Annotated in this window: 20 protein-coding genes; 8 read left to right on the top strand and 12 right to left on the bottom strand. The window is 57.0% G+C overall.

Going from position 1 to position 19,033, the window contains the following annotated elements; all coding sequences use genetic code 11:
* Positions 1 to 18 precede the first annotated feature (18 nt).
* Positions 19 to 390, bottom strand: coding sequence for a YsnF/AvaK domain-containing protein (locus tag J5N58_RS20195; protein ID WP_092938732.1), 372 nt, complete (start codon positions 388 to 390; stop codon positions 19 to 21).
* A 460-nt stretch (positions 391 to 850) separates the two neighbouring features.
* On the opposite strand from J5N58_RS20195, the gene J5N58_RS20190 reads away from it, so the two are divergent.
* Positions 851 to 1,420 carry a hypothetical protein gene (locus J5N58_RS20190; protein ID WP_244712593.1) on the top strand — a complete coding sequence of 190 codons (570 nt, stop codon included), beginning with the start codon at positions 851 to 853 and terminating at the stop codon, positions 1,418 to 1,420.
* 102 nt (positions 1,421 to 1,522) lie between these two features.
* On the opposite strand, the gene J5N58_RS20185 is transcribed toward J5N58_RS20190, so the two are convergent.
* On the bottom strand, positions 1,523 to 2,077 hold the full coding sequence (locus J5N58_RS20185; RefSeq protein WP_092938736.1) for a recombinase family protein: 555 nt from the start codon (positions 2,075 to 2,077) through the stop codon (positions 1,523 to 1,525).
* A gap of 309 nt (positions 2,078 to 2,386) precedes the next feature.
* Between J5N58_RS20185 and J5N58_RS20180 the strand changes: the two genes are divergently transcribed.
* Positions 2,387 to 2,617, top strand: a complete 231-nt coding sequence (locus tag J5N58_RS20180) for a hypothetical protein (protein ID WP_244712591.1) — start codon at positions 2,387 to 2,389, stop codon at positions 2,615 to 2,617.
* A gap of 500 nt (positions 2,618 to 3,117) precedes the next feature.
* Here J5N58_RS20180 and J5N58_RS20175 read toward each other — a convergent pair whose 3' ends face one another.
* Positions 3,118 to 3,321 carry a cold-shock protein gene (locus tag J5N58_RS20175; protein WP_035227053.1) on the bottom strand — a complete coding sequence of 68 codons (204 nt, stop codon included), beginning with the start codon at positions 3,319 to 3,321 and terminating at the stop codon, positions 3,118 to 3,120.
* A 288-nt stretch (positions 3,322 to 3,609) separates the two neighbouring features.
* On the opposite strand from J5N58_RS20175, the gene J5N58_RS20170 reads away from it, so the two are divergent.
* On the top strand, positions 3,610 to 5,511 hold the full coding sequence (locus J5N58_RS20170) for a diguanylate cyclase (RefSeq protein ID WP_244712588.1): 1,902 nt from the start codon (positions 3,610 to 3,612) through the stop codon (positions 5,509 to 5,511).
* A gap of 56 nt (positions 5,512 to 5,567) precedes the next feature.
* Here J5N58_RS20170 and J5N58_RS20165 read toward each other — a convergent pair whose 3' ends face one another.
* Positions 5,568 to 7,100 carry a sensor histidine kinase gene (locus J5N58_RS20165; protein ID WP_147182158.1) on the bottom strand — a complete coding sequence of 511 codons (1,533 nt, stop codon included), beginning with the start codon at positions 7,098 to 7,100 and terminating at the stop codon, positions 5,568 to 5,570.
* Between the two features lie 169 nt (positions 7,101 to 7,269).
* Positions 7,270 to 7,563: a hypothetical protein gene (locus J5N58_RS20160; protein ID WP_244712586.1), complete on the bottom strand. Its 294-nt coding sequence runs from the start codon at positions 7,561 to 7,563 to the stop codon at positions 7,270 to 7,272.
* A gap of 244 nt (positions 7,564 to 7,807) precedes the next feature.
* Between J5N58_RS20160 and J5N58_RS20155 the strand changes: the two genes are divergently transcribed.
* From J5N58_RS20155 to J5N58_RS20135, 5 genes are all read left to right on the top strand, one after another.
* Positions 7,808 to 9,667 carry a methyl-accepting chemotaxis protein gene (locus J5N58_RS20155; protein WP_244712584.1) on the top strand — a complete coding sequence of 620 codons (1,860 nt, stop codon included), beginning with the start codon at positions 7,808 to 7,810 and terminating at the stop codon, positions 9,665 to 9,667.
* A 29-nt stretch (positions 9,668 to 9,696) separates the two neighbouring features.
* Positions 9,697 to 11,559: a diguanylate cyclase gene (locus tag J5N58_RS20150; RefSeq protein ID WP_244712582.1), complete on the top strand. Its 1,863-nt coding sequence runs from the start codon at positions 9,697 to 9,699 to the stop codon at positions 11,557 to 11,559.
* 92 nt (positions 11,560 to 11,651) lie between these two features.
* Complete coding sequence (locus J5N58_RS20145; protein ID WP_147182154.1) at positions 11,652 to 11,969, top strand: ArsR/SmtB family transcription factor; 318 nt, start codon at positions 11,652 to 11,654, stop codon at positions 11,967 to 11,969.
* 14 nt (positions 11,970 to 11,983) lie between these two features.
* Positions 11,984 to 12,289 (top strand): ArsR/SmtB family transcription factor, encoded by a 306-nt coding sequence (locus tag J5N58_RS20140; protein WP_147182153.1) that lies wholly within the window; start codon positions 11,984 to 11,986, stop codon positions 12,287 to 12,289.
* 136 nt (positions 12,290 to 12,425) lie between these two features.
* Positions 12,426 to 12,704 (top strand): HU family DNA-binding protein, encoded by a 279-nt coding sequence (locus J5N58_RS20135; protein WP_147182152.1) that lies wholly within the window; start codon positions 12,426 to 12,428, stop codon positions 12,702 to 12,704.
* A gap of 375 nt (positions 12,705 to 13,079) precedes the next feature.
* Here the strand turns inward: J5N58_RS20135 and J5N58_RS20130 are convergent, their stop codons facing one another.
* From J5N58_RS20130 to J5N58_RS20100, 7 genes are all read right to left on the bottom strand, one after another.
* Positions 13,080 to 13,379, bottom strand: coding sequence for a hypothetical protein (locus tag J5N58_RS20130; RefSeq protein WP_112831775.1), 300 nt, complete (start codon positions 13,377 to 13,379; stop codon positions 13,080 to 13,082).
* Positions 13,379 to 15,016 carry an IS66 family transposase gene (tnpC, locus tag J5N58_RS20125; protein WP_112831773.1) on the bottom strand — a complete coding sequence of 546 codons (1,638 nt, stop codon included), beginning with the start codon at positions 15,014 to 15,016 and terminating at the stop codon, positions 13,379 to 13,381. Before tnpC ends, J5N58_RS20130 begins: the two co-directional genes overlap by 1 nt.
* Before the next feature lie 59 nt (positions 15,017 to 15,075).
* Positions 15,076 to 15,426 (bottom strand): IS66 family insertion sequence element accessory protein TnpB, encoded by a 351-nt coding sequence (tnpB, locus tag J5N58_RS20120; protein ID WP_112831771.1) that lies wholly within the window; start codon positions 15,424 to 15,426, stop codon positions 15,076 to 15,078.
* Positions 15,423 to 15,794: an IS66-like element accessory protein TnpA gene (gene tnpA / locus J5N58_RS20115; RefSeq protein WP_244712580.1), complete on the bottom strand. Its 372-nt coding sequence runs from the start codon at positions 15,792 to 15,794 to the stop codon at positions 15,423 to 15,425. Before tnpA ends, tnpB begins: the two co-directional genes overlap by 4 nt.
* Positions 15,795 to 16,092: 298 nt before the next feature.
* The gene (locus J5N58_RS20110) at positions 16,093 to 17,952 is read right to left on the bottom strand and encodes a methyl-accepting chemotaxis protein (protein WP_244712578.1); all 1,860 of its coding nucleotides are present in this window, start codon (positions 17,950 to 17,952) and stop codon (positions 16,093 to 16,095) included.
* 201 nt (positions 17,953 to 18,153) lie between these two features.
* Positions 18,154 to 18,453: a hypothetical protein gene (locus J5N58_RS20105; RefSeq protein WP_147182150.1), complete on the bottom strand. Its 300-nt coding sequence runs from the start codon at positions 18,451 to 18,453 to the stop codon at positions 18,154 to 18,156.
* Positions 18,453 to 19,033, bottom strand: a 581-nt coding sequence (locus J5N58_RS20100) for an IS66 family transposase (RefSeq protein ID WP_244712576.1), incomplete at its 5' end; no start/stop codon positions are given. The genes J5N58_RS20105 and J5N58_RS20100, both read right to left, overlap by 1 nt.

Genomic DNA, 19,033 nt, shown 5'->3' with positions numbered 1-19,033 from the left:
CTCGGATTGATAATTAGCTCAGGGCTCGTCGCGCTCGATGCTGGCACGTTGCTTGCGCAGTTCGACCGGAATGGAAACGTCCTCGGTGGTGGCGACGCGGCGGATATGGATCTCTTCGACCAGCATCAGACGCTTCTCGACAACGAGAACCTCCTCCATCACAGGTACAATGGTCACGTCACCGTCCGTGCGAACACCCGGCGCTTCTGAGACTTCACGTCCGATTGCCACACGCGTCACCTCGACATTCTCGCTGTCGAGGCGTGCTTCCGCTGCTTCTGTGACAAACTCGGTTTTGGTGCTCACGCGAACGCGGCCGTCGCTCACGGCGCGCTTGTCGATGACAAGCTGTTCTTCGATCAGCGATAGTTTCTTGTCAGGCTCGGCCATGCGGGTTCCAGATCGTTTGTGACCAGCATTGAACGAGCGAAGTCCAACCTTGTTCCTACCAGTTAGTAAGATCTCGAAGGTGAACGGCGTGGTCGGCGGTCCAAATCCTTTCAAGGCGTAGACGACCGCTATCGCACAGAGAAAGGCCACGGCAACAATCCCATCCGGCCAGAACATCAACTATCAAGACGACGAGGGTTGCGGGAAGATGCGGGGGCGCCGGTGGATCCGGCGCCCTTTTTGCTTTACGACAGGTGATGCGGCTTGGTGAGGCCGTAGCCGCAATGCGTTGCTGGGAAGAGAGACACCAGAACACGTTGCCGCTCTGGAAGACCTCCTGCGCGTTACCGGGGGACTTGTAGCAGCTTCGGAAGCGGTTGCCGCAGCCACATGGGAATACCGATACGTGCCAATGAATTTGCGTATACAAGCCGGCGGGCTTGGAGATGCGGGGAACTCGATGAGTATCATTTCCCGCAACTATGGCATCCTTATGCAGTCTATCGAGCAAATGCTGGATCTGTTCCGTGAAGCTGTAGAGGGAATGACAGATGCCATTACTTTCGGTGCCTTCCGTGACTGTGCTGCACAAATCCAGAAAGAGATGGCTGAGGTTTTCTCGCAGGAGCGGGCTGGCGACGCTATTGTAGCGGAGATCAGCCGGCTACAAGAGCTAAGAGATCGTCAGTTAAACGATGCGGCATCAAGGTTAGGTGTCATTCAGGACTGCGCTCAACGGTTCTTTGCTGCCAAGGACGACATGGACCACCTGACCTCCGGCCTAGCCGCGATCAAAGTGATGGGAAAGGTGGAGGGCGCCAGAATCTCTGATGGACAGTTTGGGGCGCTGATCAATGACCTGGAATGTTATCAGCAGGCTATGTCCCGAGGCTTGGCTGAAATAGGACAAGTCAACAACTTCGTCAGGATCCAAATCAGGTATTTGCAGCCTAATACACTAGCACCGAGTATGTGTCATTGTCCTGACTGTGCGTACAGTTTCTCGGCGCATGGCACATCCACAATATAGGCGTCATCTCGCGTTTTTCCTTAAGAGCATTAGGGTCCATGATGGATGAAGTCGCATTTGGTTCCATAATTAGACGCCTTGCTGGGGCGATGTCGCCCTCGACTAGGAGGATGCGACTTCTCTAAGCGCACGATACACGCTCGCCCGGCCTATGCTCAGCCTCTTTGCAATATCTGTTGGCCCGATTCCTTCGGATCTAAGACGGCAGATCTCGGCAACATCGACGTGGGGCTTCCTTCCTTTATAGACCCCTCTGTGCTTGGCAGCAGCGATGCCTTCCATCTGTCGCTCTCTGCGAAGGTTCGTCTCGAACTCAGCAAACACGCCGAGCATATCAAGGAAAGCTTTGCCGGCCGCTGAGCTGGTGTCGATCGGCTGTTCGGTCGCTTTTAGCGTCACCCCTTTTTGCTTGAGCAGCCGTACGATGTCCTGCAGATCCCCAACTGACCGCGCTAACCGATCGACCCGCGTCACGACCAGGCTGTCTCCGTCGCGCATGAATTCCAGGAGCGTATTGAGCTCCTTCCGATCCTGTTTGGTCGATCCAGATTTCTTTTCCGCCCGGATGACCGTGCACCCGGCCTCCTTCAGAGCCGCCTCTTGAATAGCAAGATCCTGATCGATCGTGCTGACCCGCGCATACCCGTAAACAGCCATGAAACGTCTCAATAGGTTCTAGACCTTCAATGAGTAGCGTCTCATAAAAGCAAAATCAACCCAAATGATACACTGATTGGCGTCTCACCGAGGTTGTCTCAAGAGGTATACCGTAATGGAGCCTAGCCGTTGGCGCCGATTCAGATATCGGCTGGCATTCCGCGTAGCAGGGACGAGGGATCCCCCGGTCCGCTCAATCGAAAAGAAGCGGGATAGACGTCCAGCTTTTTGGAGAATGTGTTGCGAAGCTTATGGACGTGATGTCATGTCACAAGGTGATGAGGCATAGCTTGGGGAGAGGATCGGCTGATGGGGGGTACCTATTTCGATGACGAACAGGAGATAGGCCCGCAAGGGTTGGCATTGTTACGCAATGTGCTCTCAGAACTATTCCGAGACCAATCTGGCGCTTCAAATGCGGATGAACAGCTTGGCCTGGCAAAGGAGCTGGTGGCCTTGTTCAAGTCGGGCTTCCGGAGCGAGGAAGAACTGAAAGCAATGGCCAGGAGCTGTACCTTTCTCAAAGATCACAATGCCTAGAAAAGCTCGCGCTTTGCCTCCTCGCACGTCAGTGTAATGACAACCGAGAGCCATCAGGGCGCTTGAAACAAAAGACTTGATAGGAGCGCAGGAGCTTCTAAATCACGCGCATGATCCACGACGTTGCCAAAAGACTGAATTCAGTCCTGACACCTGAAGATCTGGCACTCCTAGAGAAAGCCTTTGCGCGCGTGTGCGAACTGCGCGGTATTTCTCAGACATCGCCGCCGGCACAAGAGAGCGCCAAGGTTCTGATTAATTTATATCAGAGTGGAATTCGAAACAGGTTCCAGCTGGTGGCGATGCTGACGGGACAGAGGTATCCGTAGGGCAACTTCTTATCCATTTTTGGTTGTTTACGCCTGTAAAGTGATGGGACGGCAAGCGAACTACGCGGTCAGACTGTCAGTAACTGAATTGTTTGCTTTTTAAACAAAATAGTCATGCGCGACGACTGATGTTCCATCGGATCGCCGCGCAAAAATTCTCGATGTTCTGGCTCAGATTACCGAAACGTTTTCGGCCTTCGATTTGCCCGTCTTGCGGTCCTGGCCTACTTCGTAGCGAACCTTTTGGCCATCCTTCAACGCTTCGCCGAAGCCGACCGCGGAGATGTGCACGAAGACATCCTGACCGCCGTCATCTGGTGTGATGAAGCCGAAGCCCTTGTCTTGAGCAAAGAATTTTACAGTACCGGTCGCCATGTGTTCCTCTTTGGTGGTTGAGAGTCCAACCCTAACCGTCTGGCGCCGGAGCAACAAGCGGCCTGATTTCGGGGAATTGGGGACAGGCTGGCGAATACAATGAACGGATGATTTGAGACTTTAGCCGTAAATCGCCGATCATAAACCGCTGCTTTAGGTTTTTGCCAGATATTGAGCATGAACTCTATTGACGATTTGGGCTTGTCACTGCGTCCTCCAGGACGATCGAAAGCGCAGCGTCGTCTCTTCTGGTTGAGTGATCGGGGCGTAGCGTGACGGTGATTGAGAATGGATGACGTCTGGAAAGTTCTTGCTGGCAATCTTGCCTCCGTCGCGTTGATCGTCTCGATCTGGACACATCTTTCTTACCGCTTCTACCAATTGCCGCCCAAGCTGCGCTGTGCGGGTCTTGGTGTCACCATGGGCCTGGCGGCGATTGCATCAATGCTGCTCTCGGTGCGCTTCGATGTCGGGGTCATCTTTGATCTCCGCCTTGCGATCATCGAGTCCGCTGCTGTATTCGGCGGGCCGGGAGCTGCGCTGATCACCGCCATCATGGCTGCGGGCTTCCGTTTTTATCTTGGTGAGGCAGGTGTAGCACCTGGCTTGACTGCGATCGCTATTGTTTTCGTCCTTGGAAGTGCACTCTGGTTCTTCGCTGGCAGAAAGCCGTTGAGCAATGCGCCGTCAATCCTGAGTGCCGCTATGCTTGCAGGCTGCCTTTCGATTGCAGTGCTTGCACTCCTTCCTGCAGCTGATTTTCAGCGGGCGGTTGACCAGGTGGGAATGCCAATTGTTGTTCTGAACTGTGCAACGACAGCCGCTATTGGCTTCTTCCTGGCATATTTCTGCCGGTTCACGCTGGAACGCGATATTCTGTATGCGGCTCTCACTCAGGCTCCCGACTACCACTATGTCAAAGACCTGAAACACCGTTTCGTTGTCGCGAACCTCAATGTTGCTCGCCATAACGGGCGCACGCGGTCGTCTGAAATGGTTGGGCTGACGGATTATGATCTCGCGCCGAAGGAGAGAGCCGAGCAGCTGATGGCAGCCGAGGCCGATGTCATGCGAACCGGCCAGGCGCTGGACCATTTTGAGGAGTTTCTCATCGAAGAGGACAAGCCGCCGCGATGGTACTCGACCTCAAAAGTACCTTTAAAAAACCGACAAGGTGACATGGTCGGGTTGGCCGGGGTGACGGTCGACATTACTGAGAAAAAGCTCATCGAGCAGGAACTCCGGTCCAGCAGAAACATCATGGCGCAGGCCATGGCCGAAATGTCTGACGGGCTCGCGATGTTCGGGCCGGATGGAAACATCGTGTTCTGCAACGAACAGTACCGAGAGCTCTTCCCGAAATCCGCCTATGCCCGCAAGGAAGGTGCGCACATCACCGACATTGTGAGAGCTACTGTGCGCAACGGCGAGCGGAAGGATTTGCCCATCGATCTGGACGAGGAGAGCATTCAGGCGGCCGCCAAGACGCTCTTCATCAACAAGGACGAAGTCATCCCACTTGCAGACGGTCGCTGGTTGTCCCTGAGAACACGGGTGACAGAGGATCGCCACGTATTGGCACTCGTATCCGATATCACAGCAATGAAGGAATCAGAGCTTTCCCTCAAGAGCTTTGCCGAGCAAATGAAAGGCCTAGCTGAAACAGACGCGCTGACTGGACTAGCAAATCGTCGATCGTTCGATGATGGCCTGCAGCGGGAATTCGAGGCAGCAAAACGGACTGGTCGGCCCCTGTCAGTGCTTCTGATTGATGTGGACAGGTTCAAGGCATACAACGACCGCTACGGACACCTCGCCGGTGACGTTTGCCTGAAATCAGTTGCAGCGGCAATCGCGACTGCGGTCAGACGGTCTGGCGACATCGCGGCGCGGTTCGGAGGCGAGGAGTTTGCGGTTGTCCTGCCAGATACCGACGGCGACACGGCGATCACGATTGCCGAGAAGATCAGAACGTCGATCAGGGACCTCGGCATGGTGCACGAAGGCAGCGAGTACGGCATCGTGACGGCCAGCGTGGGTGCTACCGTCTTGATCTCGGCTTCGAGGGTGGCGAACCCGGCCGAACTCGTTGCACGGGCCGATCTGGCACTCTATCAAGCAAAGGACGCAGGTAGAGACCGCGTCGGGTTTCAGAGACTGGCTGACGAGCGCGTCAAGAAGCCTGCTTGACCGGCGTTGACAGGGTAAGGACGGGCCAACACCTGGCTCCTTTCTATATTGCTTCTTCAAACCAATGCTACGGTCGCCGAGAACTGCGTTCCATCTTGAGAGTGGAACTCATAACTACCATCCAATTGGCGCACCGATCCATCGACAAGCCGCGTTCCAGTCCCGGGTTTAACCGCACCGACGTCGAAGCCTATACCCTCATCGCTGATGGTCAGGCGACTTTTTCCCAGGCTGTCCGGTCCCGTCAGAGCAACTGACAAGCGACCTTCATCACCAACAGGGTAAGCGTACTTGATTGCATTCGTCACAACTTCATTCACCAGCAAGGCAAGTGCTGTCGCCTTGTCAGCCGAGACCGGTTGAGATTGTAGGTCGAACTCTACGCGAAGTTTTGCATCATGGGCGGATACTGCGCTGCCGACGACTGCCCGGATCAAGTCTGCTGCATCGATCTGCGCATATGCGTCGTTTCTATAGATCTGCTCATGCACCGCGATCATCGATTTGATACGGCTGGTGAGGGATTCAAAGCCCTCTGAGCCACGCATCTGCAGACGAACCAGTGACATCACGGATTGCAGGTTGTTCTTCACCCGGTGATGGATCTCTCGCAACAGCATCTCGTTGGTTTGGAGCGCCTTGGCGAGTTGCGCCGACTGCTGTTCTTGAGCCCTCAGGAGGTGCAGGATCCACCAGCCAGCAAAGGCAGCGCCGCCGATGATCATGATGGCGACGACACCCAGCATCAGCAGCGTTTGCCTGAACGGTTGAATGAGGAAGTCGTAGTCTGCGGCGGCCACGGCGACGAAGGGGGTGCCTTCCACCCGCCGGTAGGCCACCAGGCGCTTCACGCCGTCCATCGGCGAGGCCTCAGCGAAATAGGTCCCTGACGGCGCTTCCTTCAGAAATTTCGTGAAGAGGATGTAGCCGGACATGTCCAAAGTCGTCTCAGGCATCGGGTAGCGTGCAACCAGCATGCCGTCATCGCGAACGAAACTCACGGCATAGTCCCCGCCAAGGTCCACAGTTTCCCAGATCGGCCGTGTGATCTCCGCAGGAACGGACACCATGATGGCGCCCATGAATTGACCGTCCCGCACGATGCGCCGACTGAAGACAAAGATCTGGCCACCGTTGAGACGGCTGATCAGGAGGGAGGAAACATACTCTGTCTGACTATCCCTGACGGCCGTGAAGTAGTCGCGATCCGTGATGTCGACGGGTTTGATCTCGGGGTCGGTGGAGTAGAGGGTTCGGCCTTCAGCATCGACAACATAGGCCTGCACGCCGCTTGGCAAGCCCTGGGTCGCCACGTCCATGTCCCGGATGTTGCCGTCGAACCTCAGATCCGTAAGGCGAAGCGCATCATCGATCCGGCGAACCGTCTGGGTTCCCATCTGATGGATCCAGGACACGTGGCTTGCGACGATCTTTACAGAAGCGATAGCGCGCTCTTCAGCCCGACTGATCGTCGTAAAGTAAGATTGCGTGGCCCAGGTCCCGAGAATGGACAGAAGCGCGACAAGAGCCGCAGCAGTGGCAATCGCAGCGATCTTCGAAACTGATCGGGTTGAAGCGCTCGTTGTCACCCGCCCATCTCCCTCGCGTTGATGTTCGGTCACTGAACCAGTGCAATAGCTAAAGAGAGGGAACCAAAATATCAATGGAATTCGAACAGCTCAGTCGGAGAGCGAGACCGGCGTGTTGTCAATCCAATTGTAGGCCGCCTGGACCAGGTCAAGGTCTAATGCGCGCCACTCAGGACTTTGTAAACTCCTGTGCGTTCTCAATGAGCGAGCTCCCTTGTCGCAGCACTTGCTCGAAAACCTCGGTAATGGCTTGCGATGATACGTGAACCTCTGAGAACTTGCGGGTTCCCATCGCGATTGCTTCACCCAGTCCGCCGATTTCGGCCTCTAACCTGGCGAAATACTGCAGCGGCTCGGGCTGAGCGAGAGCTACCTCCCGGAGCAACAAAGCGTTAAGATTGACCAGCGCCAAGATCTGCTTCGAGAGGGTTTCAGTCCGATCTATAAGGGCAAGTAGTGCCATTACGTTGTCGTTTTGGCTGGTCAATTCCGATCCTTCGAATTGCCCCTTTCTGAGGGGGGAACGTATGCTTGGCAGCTTTCCGCTCCCGTTCGAACCTTGCATGCCAACATATGCTACTGGCGAGCGGGATGGTAGAGAGCGCATGCGACCTAAGGCTAAGGGAATTTTGCTGACTATCATATTTTAAGATAACGAGAAATTAGACAATTCTGTTTTTAATGATCCCGAATATGCGCTTTGGCTCATGGGGACAATCAAGCCGAGACTTACAATCGCCCGCCTGCTTCTCACGTTTGCCGCCGTTGTGGTAATCGGCCTGGTGACATCCATCGGGTTGCAAAGTTTCACATTGTCTCAACTCAAGGTGAATGGGCCGGTTTATGACGGCATTATCGACGGCAAGGATCTGGTCGCCGACATCTTGCCTCCACCTCTCTATTTGGTCGAAGCTTACATGCTGGCGAGCGAGGCAGTTCTCGATCCAAGCAGGGCGGAGCAGGCTTCCGTAAAGATTGCCACACTGGCTTCGGACTATCAGACGCGACGCCAATACTGGCAGGCTTCCCAACTGCCGGCGGCTTTGAAGCAGAAACTTGCTGAGGACGTGTTGATCAAGGGTGACGCGTTCTGGAGGCTCTACAACGAGCGTTTCTCTGAAATTGCTTCATATGGTGACGCGGAGGCTGCAGGAACGGGAATTCGGGATCTGAGAGAGAAGTTCTGGGCTCATGACGCTGCAGTGCGAGAACTCGTCGAGATGGCCAATACTCATCTGGCGGGAGAGGAGAGGGGGGCAGCGGCTACCTCTGCTTCGCTGGAGCGCATGGCCTTTGTGGGCAGCGGATTGTCTGTTCTGATGTTCATTGCCGGCATTTGGTATTTCCGTCGCCGAGCAATCGCACCTCTGGCCAGTATTTCCGGCTATATGGCCCACCTTGCTGGCGGTGACCTTAGTAGGGAGGTGCCGTTCGGCGACAGGACGGATGAGATCGGGGAGATGGCCCAGTCCGTCGAGATCTTCCGTCAGGCGGCACTTGAGCGCCAGCGCATGCGTGAAGAGGCGGATGGACTGCGAGCTCTTGCGGCCGACGAGCAACAACGGCGCGCGAGCGCGATGGCCGAGCAGGCGCAGGCTTTGTCACACGTCGTTGAGACGCTTGGCGCCGGATTGGCTCGTTTGGCTGAGTGCAATATCCGATACACAATCGACGATCCTTTCATGCCGGACTTTGAGCCGCTGCGACACGATTTCAACAACGCGCTTGCGGCCTTCCAGACGACGCTCGTGCAAGTTCTGGATACCACCCATGCCATCCACGAAAATGGTCTCGAGATGCGCTCCGCGTCCGACAATTTGGCTAAGCGCACGGAACAGCAGGCAGCTGCGCTGGAAGAAACATCGGCAGCCCTGGAAGAAGTCGCTGTCACTGTCGCACAGGCGTCTGAGCGCAGCACTGAGACCCGCAAGCTCGTCGCCGAGGCGAAGGTCTGCACGGAAGATTCAGGTCGTGTAGTACAAAACGCCATTGAGGCGATGAAGAACATCGAACGATCCGCCGCGGAGATCGGCCAGATCATCGGTGTGATCGACGAAATCGCTTTCCAGACGAACCTGCTGGCGCTAAATGCCGGCGTTGAAGCAGCCAGGGCAGGGGAGGCGGGCAAGGGGTTCGCCGTAGTCGCCCAAGAGGTCCGCGAACTGGCGCAGCGATCGGCGGTGGCTGCGAAGGAGATCAAGTCACTTGTTTCGAATTCAGGTCAGCAGGTGAATGTCGGCGTCAAGCTGGTTGATGACACCGGGCATGCGCTTGCCCGGATCGACACGTACGTCTCCTCGATCGACAGGAATATCGACGCCATCTCGACTGCGGCAGTCGAGCAGTCCGCCGGTCTGAAGCAGATCAGCATTGCCGTCAACGAGTTGGACCAGATGACCCAGCAGAATGCCGCCATGGTTGAAGAGACGACGGCTTTGAGCCATACGCTCTCGGCCGCCTCGACGCATCTGTCTGCCCTGGTGAACAGCTTTGTGCTCAATCGCCGAGCCAGGGTGCGAGACGGCGGCGAGGGGTCAGGGATCGCAGTAGCAAAAACCGCCGCATGACAAAGTGAACATAAATGGAAGCTCACAGCTTGCTGATCACGTTTCTGGCGCAGCTCGGCGTGATCAGCCTTACGCTGACGATATGTTCGCTTGCAAGAGACCGAGTGCAGGGCGAACTGACCCTGCTGCGCAAGTTCGCCAGCGGCGCACTCTTTGGCGCCACAGCGGTGCTGTTGATGAATATGCCGGGTGAACTGATCAACGGGTTTCGTTTCGACTTGCGCATTGTCCCCATCGCTGTTGTGGGGCTTATTTCAGGTCCGGTCGGAGCTGCCGTTGCAGCCATTCTCGCGTCTGCTGTCCGGGTCTGGCTGGGCGGCGCCGGCGTCTGGCTCGGGTTGGTCGGAATAGGGCTCGCTTTTGCAGTCGCGACGCTGGGATACTCGTTTGCCAAGCGAGGGTTCAACGGGTCGCCCCATGTCGTGATCTTCAGCGCCCTAAATGCCGGGATAGCCTTCTTGATCCTTTTCTTGTTGCCGGCGAACGTTCGTGATCAGCTCACAGAGCTGAATGCTCATCTCATACTCCTGTTGCTGAATTTCCTGGCCACATTGATCTCAAGTTTCTTCGTTCGCATCGACAGAATTCGTCGCAAGAATGCGCAGCTGAATGAGCTACATAGGCAAATTGTCAGTGCACTCCCGGACTCATTGAACGTCAAAGACCTCCAGGGCCGTTTTCTTATAGCCAATGAGGCGACCGCAAAGCTCATGGGAGCAGCCAATGCCGTCGGCATGGTCGGTACGACCGACTTTGACTACTATACGTCGGCCGAAGCCTCGCTGTTCTGGGAGCAGGAGCAGGCATTCATCCGGGATCCCAAGCCCCTGACACTTGAGCAGCAGTTCGAACGGAACGGCCAGACCGTCTGGCTCAGCACGATCAAGGCGCCCTATTTCGAGATGGGGGCCTTGAAAGGCATTGTCAGCCACACAGCCGATATAACGTCGCAGAAGGCACTTCAGGCGGAACTCATTTCGACACAGGTGCTTCTCGAGACGGCGATGTCAGAGATGGCTGATGGGCTGGCAATGTTTGATCCCGACGGGCGTCTTGTAATGTGGAACCGGCGCTATCTGGAGCTCTTCCCCTATGTCGACGAGCGAACGTGCCAGGGCAGAACGCTTGCCGAGCTGTTGACTGCCGGCGTTTTACGCGGCGACCTAACGCTTCCGGCGGGCGCATCACCTCTTTCCTGGGTTCACGAAGAGGTGGAGCGCAGCCAATCTGCGCAACAGTCGGACCTGAGGCTGAGTGACGGGCGCTGGGTTTCGAAGTCGACTCGGACACTCAGTGACGGGGGGTGGGTGACACTCTATTCCGATGTCAGCGAGAAGAAGGCTGCGGTTCAACAGTTGGAACAGCTAGCCAGCAAAGACGGGCTGACAGAACTTGCAAACCGTCGCATCTTTGATCGGCGGCTGGCAGAGGCTTTCAGGACAGCTCAGTCGTCCCCCACATCCCTTTCACTGCTGATGATCGACGTCGATAACTTCAAGGCTTACAATGACACCTATGGACATCCGGCAGGTGACGAAGTGCTGCGCCAGATTGCAGCGGTCCTTCGGTCCGCCTGTCGGGGCGAGCTGGATCTGGTGGCGCGTTACGGGGGGGAAGAGTTCGCCGTTATCCTGCCGACAACCTCTATAGAGGTTGCGCATGACGTAGCTGTTCGCCTTGCTGCCGCAGTTCGGATGTTGGACATTCCCCATCTGTCCAGCTCCAAGGGCCGTGTCACCGTCTCCATCGGCTTGGCCTCAGTGACCGGATCGATGAGTGATCCTCAGCAACTTCTCAAGAGCTGCGACCAGGCTCTTTACTCCGCGAAAGCCGCAGGTAGAGACAAGGTGCGGGCGGCTTCCGTTGAAGATCTGACCAGTATGACGGTGTAGCGTAACAGCCCCAGTTGCACCGGGTGTTAATGGGTCGTTTACCATATTCGTCTATTCAACATTAGCAGACTTCATGGAGACGGAGGCGGCGGATGAATGTCGTGTCGAGAAATATCGTGCCCCAGCGCCGTCAGACCAACTCTCCTGCGCTTGAGAAAGCGGCGCTCGTCTTCCTGGCCCTCTCCAATACCGTCAGGCTTGGTGTTCTCCTTCGGCTGATCGAGCGCGAATGGTCTGTGAACGAAATGGCGTCGGATCTTCAGATTAGCCAGTCCGCACTTTCACAGCATCTGGGCAAGCTTCGTCAGGCAGGTATTGTCCGTTCACGCAGGGATAGACAAACGGTGTTCTATCACTGCAGCGATGACACCGTCATACGCTTGTTGACCGACGCAGCGCTGACGCGCTAACCGGCCGTGCGCTTATGGAACCGCAACTTGATATCCATGAAGCTTTGAAGGCACTGGCACACCCGGGTCGACTCGATTTCCTCAAATGGCTGAAACATCCGGAGCAGTACTTTGGGCTGACTTCGGCAGACGTTCAAGGTAGCGTGCCGGCAGGACGTTTTGAGCTGCAGGGTCTCTCTCAGTCTGCAGCGTCTCAGAATCTGGCAATTCTCCAGCGCGCCGGTTTGCTTGCATCCCGCAGAGCCGGAAGCACCATCTTGTACCGGCGGAACGAGGAGATGATTGCGCAGCTGAAGTGCTGGATTGCCAGCGAACTCTGATCGTCGTGGTCTCGCATCGCTTTCATTGGACCATCAATCAAGCTGATGTTGTGGATGTGCGCGATCATCCCCTGCGAGTGCGTGACAAGTGGCCGCATATATTGAACATTGGGCGGCCATTCCAAAGGGGAACGATATGACCACTACCAATGACATTGCAGCCAACATCGCGGAAACCCACGGTCTCTCGCGTGCTCAGGCAAAAACTCTCGTAGAGGCAGTCTTCGCAGCTGTGACGAAAGCGGCGACCTCAGGAGAGGAAACCTCCATCCCCGGCTTCGGCAAGTTCAAGGTGAAACACACTCCGGAACGTGAAGCACGCAATCCGGCAACCGGTGCGACAATCAAGGTCGCTGCGGCGAAGAAGTTGACCTTCACGCCCGGGAAGGCCCTGAAGGACGCCCTGAACCATTAATGAGCATGCGCAGTCCGTAGCGCATCAAATCGCCTGATCCGGAAGAGAGGCCGCGAAGAGGGGCCAGACGCGTAGTAAGTGGTAATCTCACGGTAATTGTTTTACATCATCATGATCCGATGAGGCCTTTCTCCTCGTCGAGCCCGAGCCTGTACTGCGTCCCGGCTCGACTTGAGAAATAGAAAAGCTGGGCGACCCTTGCGTACAAAGATCGTGCCAAGCTAGGTCCCTAGGCCACCTCGCCGAAACGAGGGCGGGTCTTGCGAACCCAATTGCGACACGCAGGAAGCGCTGACTTACAACTGCGATCCAGTGACGATTTGCCGACTAAGCGACCGGCTACCAGCTGTATCCATCCGGCGAGGGCCGCGGGGGTTATGATTTCGGCTCGTCCGCCATGATGCGCTCGATTTTTTCCGGATCGCATTGCTCGTCGATCAGGAATTGCCGGACCCCGCCTTCCCAGGTGCGAATGTCGGCGATAAATTCCTTCAAGCTTTCGATGCCCCGGTCGGTGAATGTCGTGATGCCCTCTTCGCTTCCGTCGTGGGCGTGGATCATCTCGCCGTAATCGATGTTGTCGGAATTGCTGGCGATTTGCTGGAGGAGTTCAATGTTCTCGCCGATCAGCGAGGCGACATAGTCGATCGTGTAGACATGCGTCGGGCGCGCCATCAGGCTGCTTTCTGGCAGACGTGGCCTGGGGAAGACCAGTTCCACGGCAACAGCTCCGGCAGCCGCGATACGGGGATGCCAGGCATGCGAGCGAGCACGTCCGCCAGCCAGGCCTGCGGATCGATGTCGTTCATCTTGGCGGTGACGATCAGAGAATACATGAAGGCGGCACGCTCGCCTCCGCGCTGTGAGCCGGCGAATAGCCAGGACTTTCTTCCGAGAGCGATCCCGCGCAGGGCGCGCTCTGCTGCATTGTTGGTCAGACATAGCCTGCCGTCATCAAGGAACCGGGTGAAGGCCTCCCAGCGTCCCTCCTTCTCGAACATGTAGTTGATCGCCTTGGCGACGGGATTGTGCTTCGACATCTGAGCCTGTTGTGCCCTGAGCCAGTCGTGCAATTCCTCGACGCGTGGGCGAGCATGCTCCTGCCGAGCGGCAAGCCGGTCCTCGACGGACATGCCGTTTATTCCGCGCTCGATGTCGAAGAGCGCGTCAATGCGGGCCACGGCCTCAAGCGCGACAGGCGATATCTCATGGGCGGGCTTGCCCTTGCGCACGTTGCCGGCGATGTCAGCCAGTTCGAAGAACTTGCGCCGCGCATGGCTCCAGCAGAGTGCACTCTTGACCGGCCCCGGGCTTCGATCGGCACGATAGAGATCGTTATAGCCGCCGTATGCATCGGCTTGGAGGGTGCCATGCCACCCGGCGAGATGTCGATTGGGATGGGTCTTCTCGCGATCGGGGGAGAAGTAGAAGAGCGCCGCAGGCGGCGCGCCGCCTGCAAACGGACGATCATCGCGCACATAGGTCCATAACCTTGCCTGCCGTGTTGCTCCCCTGGCCAGGAGCGGCACGGTGGTGTCGTCACCATGCAGCCGAACGGCTGCCAGCACATGGGCACGGATCAGGTCATGGATCGGCTGCAGCGCCGTCGCGCAGGCCCCGACCTGGTCGGCCAGCGTGGAGAGGCTGAGATCGACGCCTTCCCTGGCGTAGCGCTCAGCCTGGCGGTTCAAGGGTTGATGCTGGCCGAACTTCTCGAACAGGATCGTCGCCAGCAGGTTCGGTCCCGCCCATCCGCGCGGTGTCGCATGGAAGGGAGCCGGTGGCTGGCTGATCTTCTCGCAGTCCCGGCAGGTGAACTTCTCGCGCACCGTCTGGATCACCTTCCACTGGCGCGGAATGATCTCCAACGTCTCGGTGATGTCTTCGCCCATCTTCACGATCCGGGCCGAGCCGCAGCAGTTGCATTGCGTGGGAGCTTCGATGACCAGGCGCTCGCGCGGCAGGTGCTCGGGAAACGGCTTGCGGGTCGGTTGGCGGCGTTCGAAGGCGGAGACATTTGTGATCTTCGCTGCCACGCGTTCCGCCGCGATCTCGTCCTCGGTGGCATCGGCTTCGAGTTCTTCGAGCTGCAGCTCCATCTGGTCGATCAGCCGGGCACGCCGTTCCGAACTCTGGCCATATTGCTCGCGACGTATCTTGGCGATCTCGAGCTTGAGGTGCCGGATCATCGCCTCCGATGTCGTCACGACGGCGCGCACCTGTGCGAGATCGGCCTCGGCGGAGGCGGCACGCGCTTCCGATGCCGCGAGCGCAGCGCGCAATCTGGCTATCTCCGAAGCAGCATCATCCATGGCCGAAAGCTATCATGGAACACGCCGAAAGCCCAACAAAAACAGTGGAGTCTAAGCGATCAGCCTGCCTTGGAAGGCCGTTGCGTCCAGCGTGGATTGCGCCAGTCGATCCCCTCCAGGAGATATCCCAACTGCGCCGACGATACGGGCACGGCGGAGCCATTTTGACTTACCGGCCAGATGAACTTGCCAGCCTCAAGGCGCTTCATGTAGAGCGACATGCCAATCCCGTCATGCCACAGGACCTTGATCAGATCGCCCTTGCGACCCCGAAAGCAGAAGACCTCTCCGCCATGAGGATCGCGGCCAAGGCCTTGCTGAACCTTCAGCGCCAAGCTGTTCATGCCGCAGCGCATGTCCGTAACCCCACCCGCGATCCATACCTTCACCCCGGCTGGAAAGGCGATCATGAGGCATCCACGACGGGCAACAGGCGGGCAAGGATGGCTGGGTCAAGCGAGGACGGGATCGTGAGCCGTCGGCCGTTCGGCAGGCCGATCTCGATCGTCTTGTCGTCTTCAGGCTGCGGCGGTGAGGTCATCTCGGATGATGCCGCCGACGGCGGCGAAATCGATAGCGGCACGAAGCCTGTTGACGCGGAGACGCTCAGAAGCCCGCTTCGGTATTGACGACGCCAGGTCGTCAACAGTGAGCGCGACAATCCATAACGCCGTGCCGTCGCCGAACCCTGCCGAAAACCCTGCAGGCTTTCCTCGACGATCCGGACCTTCTCTTCGTCCGACCAATCCCGACGACGGCCAAGGTCATCGGCGGACAAGACTTCAGTGGGGGAAATGATTGTAGCGTATGACATAAGGCATGGACTTAAAGCCAATCAGCTAATCACGGCAGACGGCCTTCGCCGGAGGCATACTACCAGCTTTAGCAGTCGCTGATTAAAACATCGCGAATGCATGAGGATTGCGCTGTCGGGAGTGTCGACCGAATCTGACCGAGAAAGCGGCGGCACATGCTCCGCATCTTGAGCACTTCCCTCAGTCCGAAGGAAAGTTTTCGGGAATTAGGGCAGCTTGATGGGCCGACATGCTCTAGCTGTCGGCCCCATCGTTGCTTGTCTAAGCGGCACGTAGACCTAAGTCGCCTGAATTCCTGTGTTCGACGATCTGGTCCCCTTCTCGGATGGTGGCCCTTCTATTCAATTTGAAGCGGTTCACCAGATGGGCCAGCAAATTGGATCCCTCGGCCAGTGTGTGGCTAACGGCTGTCGTTTCTTCAACCATCGCAGCATTCTGTTGCGTCATCTGGTCGATACTGCTGACTGCAGCGCTGATCTGGCTCAGTCCAAGCGCCTGTTCGGCAGCTGCAGTCGCAATGGCATCAACGTTGCTGTTGATTTCAGAGACGAACTCCTCAATTGAACTCAGAGCCGTACCAGTTTCATTCACAAGTCGGACACCGGACGCGACTTCTTCCGCTGATTTGCCGATCAGCTCCTTGATCTCTCGGGCCGCGACGGCCGAACGCTGAGCCAGCTCGCGCACTTCCTGGGCAACAACCGCGAAACCCTTACCGGCATCACCAGCTCGAGCGGCCTCTACGCCGGCATTGAGCGCAAGAAGGTTCGTCTGGAAAGCAATCTGATCGATTACGCCAATGATCTGGGTGATTTCGTCTGAAGCGGCCTGAATGCGGCCCATCGCTTCGACGGCGTCGCGGACAACTACTCCAGAGGCCGATGCGCAAGCCTTCGCGTCGACAACCAGCTTGCTGGTATCCTGCATGCGCGATGACGAGAGTTTAACGGTTGAGGACACTTGTTCCAGTGCCGCGGAGGTTTGTTCGAGTGCTGCAGCCTGCTGCTCAGTCCGTTTTGCCAGATTGTCAGATGCCTCGCGCATTTCTTGCCCGTTGTTCTGGAGGGCCTGAGTCTGTTGGAGAACTTGCTCGAGTGTGGCCTGGAAGGTGGCGATCGAGTTGTTGAAGTCGTGGCGGAGAGGCTCGAAGTCGGCCGGGAACTTCTCGTCAATCGTAATGCGAATATTGCAGTCGGCGAGCCGCTTCAATCCGGCACCAAGCTCTCGCACGACCACGCTTAGATTTTGCGCATGCAGTTCCTGGGAGCGCTGCGACTCTTCGCGTTCGCGATCGATTATCTGGCGTTGGAGTTCGGCCGCAGCAAGCCGCTCCTGAACTCTCTCATTGACGGAGTCACGCAGTGAAACAAGCGTTCTTGCCATGTCTCCGACCTCGTCTCCACGGTTTACATCCGGTACAGCGGCTGCGAAATCCTCGGCAGCAATCTTGTTCATCGCCGTTTGTAGGTGCCGAATGGGACGGGTAACCGAGCGGATGATAGACAGTGCTCCAATGACCATAAACAGGCAGCCTGCAGCTGCTATTGCAGCGGTCTTCTTGGCACTTGCCCAGACCTTGGCGTCCAGATCATCCACGTAAACGCCATTGCCGATCACCCACCCCCATGGCTCGAACAGAGTAACGTGGGACAGTTTGCGAACAGGTTCATCAATGCCCGGCTTCGGCCAGCGATAATCTACAAAACCGCTCTTTTCAGCTTTTGCGACATTGACGAATTCAACCCAAAGGGCTTTGCCGTCTGGGTCCTTCATGTCCGTGACGTCTTTCCCATTAAGCTCAGGCTTTATGGGATGCATCAGGACAACCTGTTGAAGGTCATTCACCCACAGGTACCCACTCTCTCCGTAGCGAACCGCTGCGAGTTCCGCTAAGGCAGCCTCGCGTGCTTCATCTTCTGAGAGAGCTCCATTTTGTACGTCAGCAAATCGTTTCTGGACGATGGACACGGCCACTTCATCTACTGTTCGCAGAAGATCTTTGCGTTCTTCGAGCAATTGGTCAGCGGTTGTCGACAGCGTGACTGCCATAGCAAGAGTGACGACGAACAGTGATAGTCCAACCAGCAGATAAAGCCTGGTGGAGATGCGGAAGAGTGACATAGCGACTCCAAGTGCTGCGGGAATCGGTTCCTACAGTTACAGTCTTGGCGCATCGCCATATGGCCGCCACCAACGAGTATCGATGCTGTAGGAGCCCCCCCCCTAAATTGACATGTCATATTTAATGCACGTCCGTTTAATTTGAATTAATTCAATCGAGGCTGCTGATTGTTTGTATCCATCCGGCGTAGACCGCAGGGGTTATGATTTCGGCTCGTCCGTCATGATGCGTTCGATCTTTTCCTGATCACATTGCTCGTCGACAAGGAACTGCCTTACACCCCCGTCCCAGGTGCGGATATCGGCGAGGAACTCCTTCATGCTCTCGACGCCCCGGTCGGTGAATGTAGTGATGCCCTCTTCGGTGCCGTCATGGGCATGGATCATCTCGCCGTAATCGATGTTGTCCGAGTTGCTGGCGATTTGCTGGAGAAGTTCAATGTTCTCACCGATCAGCGTGGCGACATAGTCGATCGTGTAGACATGCGTCGGGCGCGCCATCAGGCCGCCACCTGCCGGGCGCTTCCGGCGGACCAATTCCACGGCAATAGTTCCGGCAGCCTTGATACTGGAAGGCTGGGCATGCGGGCGAGCACGTCCGCCAGCCAGGCCTGCGGATCGATATCGTTCATCTTTGCCGAGACGATCAGGGAATACATGAAGGCAGCACGTTCGCCTCCGCGCTGGGAACCGGCGAATAGCCATGCCTTTCTTCCCAGAGCAATACCGCGCAGGGCGTGTTCGGCGGCATTGTTCGAAAGGCAAAGCCTGCCGTCGTCGAGGAACCGGGTGAAGGCTTCCCAACGTCCGTCCTTCTCGAACATGTAGTTGATCGCCTTGGCGACGGGATTGTGCTTCGACATCTGGGCACGCTGGGCCGTGAGCCAATCGTGCAGCTCCTCGACGAGTGGACGAGCATGTTGCTGTCTCGCTGCGAGCCGCGCCTCGGCAGGCATGCCGTTTATGCCGCGTTCAAGGTCGAAGAGCGCATCAATGCGGGCAACAGCCTCAAGCGCGACAGGCGATATCTCATGGGCGGACTTGCCCTTGCGCACGTTGCCGGCGATGTCAGCCAGTTCGA

Source organism: Paenirhizobium cremeum, assembly GCF_022884085.1.
GTDB lineage: Bacteria > Pseudomonadota > Alphaproteobacteria > Rhizobiales > Rhizobiaceae > Allorhizobium > Allorhizobium cremeum.
Note: the sequence above shows the minus strand (reverse complement) of the source record. Positions and strands in the feature narration are given on the sequence as shown.